The sequence below is a fragment of the Candidatus Frankia alpina genome (assembly GCF_902806485.1).
GTDB classification, from domain to species: domain Bacteria; phylum Actinomycetota; class Actinomycetes; order Frankiales; family Frankiaceae; genus Frankia; species Frankia alpina.
This window is the reverse complement of the sequence record NZ_CADCWT010000354.1, coordinates 1-3,673: the sequence shown is the minus strand read 5'-3', so window position 1 is coordinate 3,673 and position 3,673 is coordinate 1. Positions and strand designations below refer to the sequence as shown.

Annotated in this window: 3 protein-coding genes, 1 tRNA gene and 1 pseudogene; 3 read left to right on the top strand and 2 right to left on the bottom strand. The window is 68.9% G+C overall.

Going from position 1 to position 3,673, the window contains the following annotated elements:
* Nucleotides 1-392 (top strand): annotated as a pseudogene (locus tag G6R25_RS22470) (ATP/GTP-binding protein); the annotation flags it as partial.
* An 81-nt stretch (nucleotides 393-473) separates the two neighbouring features.
* Here G6R25_RS22470 and G6R25_RS22465 read toward each other — a convergent pair.
* Nucleotides 474-1,709 (bottom strand): hypothetical protein, encoded by a 1,236-nt coding sequence (locus tag G6R25_RS22465; protein WP_163554478.1) that lies wholly within the window; start codon nucleotides 1,707-1,709, stop codon nucleotides 474-476.
* A 43-nt stretch (nucleotides 1,710-1,752) separates the two neighbouring features.
* Between G6R25_RS22465 and G6R25_RS22460 the strand changes: the two genes are divergently transcribed.
* Nucleotides 1,753-2,388, top strand: coding sequence for a glycosyltransferase (locus G6R25_RS22460; RefSeq protein WP_336502365.1), 636 nt, complete (start codon nucleotides 1,753-1,755; stop codon nucleotides 2,386-2,388).
* A 701-nt stretch (nucleotides 2,389-3,089) separates the two neighbouring features.
* On the opposite strand, the gene G6R25_RS22455 is transcribed toward G6R25_RS22460, so the two are convergent.
* Nucleotides 3,090-3,161 (bottom strand) — tRNA-Arg (locus G6R25_RS22455).
* Nucleotides 3,162-3,235: 74 nt separating this feature from the next.
* Here G6R25_RS22455 and G6R25_RS22450 point away from each other — a divergent pair.
* Nucleotides 3,236-3,622 (top strand): response regulator transcription factor, encoded by a 387-nt coding sequence (locus G6R25_RS22450; RefSeq protein ID WP_163554477.1) that lies wholly within the window; start codon nucleotides 3,236-3,238, stop codon nucleotides 3,620-3,622.
* The last annotated feature ends 51 nt before the right edge of the window (nucleotides 3,623-3,673 follow it).

Here is a 3,673-nt window from a genome sequence, read left to right as displayed (position 1 = left end):
CGTGCAGTTCGGATCACGGCTCCGAGCCAGGACCGGTGGCGACGTCGACCGGGCCATCTGCGGCGCCGAGTGTCACCATGTCGCCGTCGCCGAGCTCGCCGGTCGAGGTCGTCTGGACGATGGGCGACGGCACCCAGGTCCGCTGCCCCGGCCCCGGCACCCCCTACCAGCCCGACGCCGACCCGAAGGCCTCCTCACCGGACTGCGGCCACACCTATCAGACCAGCTCCGGCGACCAGCCCGGCGGCGTGTTCCCCGTGACCGCCACCGTCACCTGGAACGTCACCTGGGCCGGCGGCGGCCAGACCGGCGTGTTCAACGGCCTCACCACCGTCTCCACCACCCAGGTCACCGTGATCTCCGTTCCTGCGTTGATCGCTGGCGGAGGCTGAGGGTCTGCTCGGCCCAGCTACGCCGCGCCTCCGCGCCTCCGGGGCTGAGACGTGAAGATGGGGGACTGCGGGCGTCTGGGTTCAGGACCTGCTGGTCCTGTCCGGCGGACTGGTGTCGGGGTGGTGGCGGCCGGTGATGATCCAGGTGCCGGCGATGATGACGAACGAGAAGCGCAGGAGTCCGGCGCCGAGGATGGTCAGCAGGAGCGCGCGGTCGCGGAAGCCGAGGTTGCCGGTGAGGGTGATCGGGAGTGAGCCGACGGCGAAGGCGACAGCGGCGGTGAAGACGGTGACGAGTTCGACGGCGCGGATGGCGGAGGTTTGCAACGTCCGGCGCAGGTCGCGGTTGGCGGCGTCCTGGGCATGCCAGCGGGTTTGCTGGCCGGCGGCCAGTTCGGCGAGGTCCAGGTCCTTCTCGATGACGTCGCGTTCCCGTAGGTACTGCTCCTGAAGAAGTTCGTGGCTGATCCGGGTGCCGATCGCGGGCAGCAGGCGCAGCGCGGTGTCGATGGTGGCGAGTGCGTCGGTGTAGTCGCCGCACATGCGTTGGCCGCACGCGAGGCGAAATCGGAAGAGATGGTCGTCGGGGAACTCGGCGACGGCGTCGGTGGCGCGGCGACGTAGCTGCTCGCCCCGTCCCGGGAAACGCGGGGCGGCAGCGAGGGCGCCCAGGCAGACGTCGACGACGGCCCGGGAACGTGGGGTGGCGCGCCAGGCCGTGTCGAGGAGGTCGAGGGCGTGGCTGGTGGTGATGGTGCGGCTGCCGAACGCGGCGAAGGCGCGTAGGCCGGTGAACAGCGGGTCGTCGCGGTGGCGGCCGGCGGCGACGGCGAGCAGGGAGGATTCGAGGAACTGGTGGAGTTCGTCGAACCAGAAGTCTGCGCGGAGCTTTCCGGCGTGGTAGAGCGCGGCGAAGTAGCAGATGTCGGCCGAGCCCTGGGTCGTCTCGACGATCCGGCCGGTGGCGAGGGTGAGGTCGTGGCGGGACTCGACCGTGTCCTTGGTGATGAAGGCGTAGCCCAGCGACCACTTCTCGATGATGTCCGGGCGGATCGGCGGTTCGGTGTGGTCGTACAGCCAGCGGGCGCAGCGGGCTGCGACCTCGACGGTGGGCTCGCGCAGGAATCGGCGGCGCCAGTACCGGTCGGCGCAGATCAGCCAGGGGTCGATGACGAAGTCCGCCGACGGGATCTGGAAGGGGGGTTCGATGCCGGCGTCGATCAGTTCGGCGGCGAGATCCTCGCAGACCCGGTCCAACTCACGGGAGTCGGTGGAGGCTGCCTGACCGAGCCGCGCGTTGATCGATGCGACGTCCACGTGCCCCCTTCCGTCGGATCTTCTCCGGATATGTACCACACGAATGCGGACCGGATCGGTACATACTGCGAACATGCGGGTCGATGTGGTCACCGCGGTTCACGCCGAGTACGCGGGCTACCTGCCGGCGGCGTGGGACTCGCTACGTCGGCAGCGCCATCCCCACTGGACGGGGCGGGTTCAGATCGACGGGCCGGCCGGCGAGGTCATCGACACGCTGGCCGCCTGCGGCGCGGCGGCCGACGGCCGCGTCCGGATCGGCGCGCACGGCACCCAGGAAGGCCCCGGAGTCGCCCGCAACATCGCCCTCGGTGAATGCACCGCGCCACTGGTCCAGAACCTCGACGCCGACGATGAACTCGAACCCGACGCGATCGAGCCCTCAGCGGCGCGCTCGCCACGCCGGCTACGCGGTCGGCCATGCCCGCGATTTGCATGCGGACGGCACCTTGCACACCTTGCCGTTGGCCGTGACGGCCGGGCCGCTGGCACGCGGTGCGCTGGCCGTCGCGTGGGCGTCTGCCCTGCCCGATCGCACCCTGCCACCGGTGCATCCGGCCGGGGTGATGTGGCGCCGCACTCTGCTCCTCGCCGTCGGGGGATGGGCGGCGCTGCGCGGCGTCGAGGACACCGCGACCCTCATCGCTGGCTCCGCCCTCGCCACCGGAATACTGCTTGACATTCCCACCCTGCGCTACCGGCGTCATGACGCACAGCGTTCCCGTCAGAACGGCAATTTCTCCGGGGGGGGGGCAATATTTGCTCATCTGGCAGCGCGCCGCACTCCTCGCCGCAGGGCATCCCTGGGAAGACCGATAATCAGCGCGCCCGGCGATCGAGGGTCGCCCGCATCTCGCAGGCCAGTCGTTCGGCGCACGCTGAGTGGATCGACAGACCAAATGGGGCTCCCGTGAGGGGAATGAGCTCAACGCCCATCCCGCGACCCTGCGCACTACGTCTTCACGGGGCATGATCGTCTGCGCTTGTGGACGGCGCATGGCCGGCAACCTCCGCCGGCCCGGGAATCCCGTCTACTTACATCTGCTGGCCGAAGGCCAGCCATCGGGGACCCGAAGACAGGCTAACCAAACACCCCAAGACGGTCCGCATCCGCGAGGACGTTCTCCTCGGCACCCTTCTCGAGGCGCTATCGAAGCTCCATTTCAAGCTCGACCAAGCGCCCGAGGCGTTGCAGCGTCGCCTTTACGAGACCGCGCAACTCACCGTCCATGTCGACCATGAGACTCAGAAGGTACAAACAATGATCAAAATCCCAGCTACTAACCTTGATCAGGTTGCCGATGCGGCGGGGGTGGTCGTCGGCACCTCCGCGCCCCGTACAGTAGCCGTTCAGCCTCTTCACTGCGTGGATACTGTACGTGCCCCCGGCAGGATTCGAACCTGCGCCACCGCCTCCGGAGGGCGGTGCTCTATCCCCTGAGCTACGGGGGCTCTGGGGCAACGCCGCCTACGTTACCAGGCTGGAACACGGGATCGCGCGCCCGGGTCGGCCGTAAGCTTCCGGTGTGTACTCAGCCGCCCCCCGAGTCCTCGTCGTCGACGACGACGCGGTGATACGTCAGCTCGTGGTCGTCAACCTTGAGTTGGAAGGCTTCGAGGTCCATACCGCCGTCGACGGTGTCGACGCGCTGGAGATGGTGCGCTCCGTAGCCCCGCAGGTGATCACGCTCGACATCATGATGCCGCGAATGAACGGTTGGGACGTGGCCACCCACCTGCGCGAGGATCCGTCGACCGCCGACATCAAGCTGATCATGCTCACCGCGCGGGCGCAGGAGGCCGACGTCAAGCGCGGGGCACGCGTCGGAGTGGACTACTACCTGACGAAGCCGTTCGACCCCGACGAGCTGATCACTGTCGTCCAGAGGCTCGCCGCCGGGCAGCCGGTCTAGCCGCCGGCCCACCAGGCCGCGCCGTCTGGCCCGCCGGCTTCTCCGCGCGGC

Excerpts from the sequence above, each read along its gene's own strand:
- G6R25_RS22460 (WP_336502365.1), top strand. The coding sequence starts at position 1,753 with ATGCGGACCGGATCGGTACATACTGCGAACATGCGGGTCGATGTGGTC.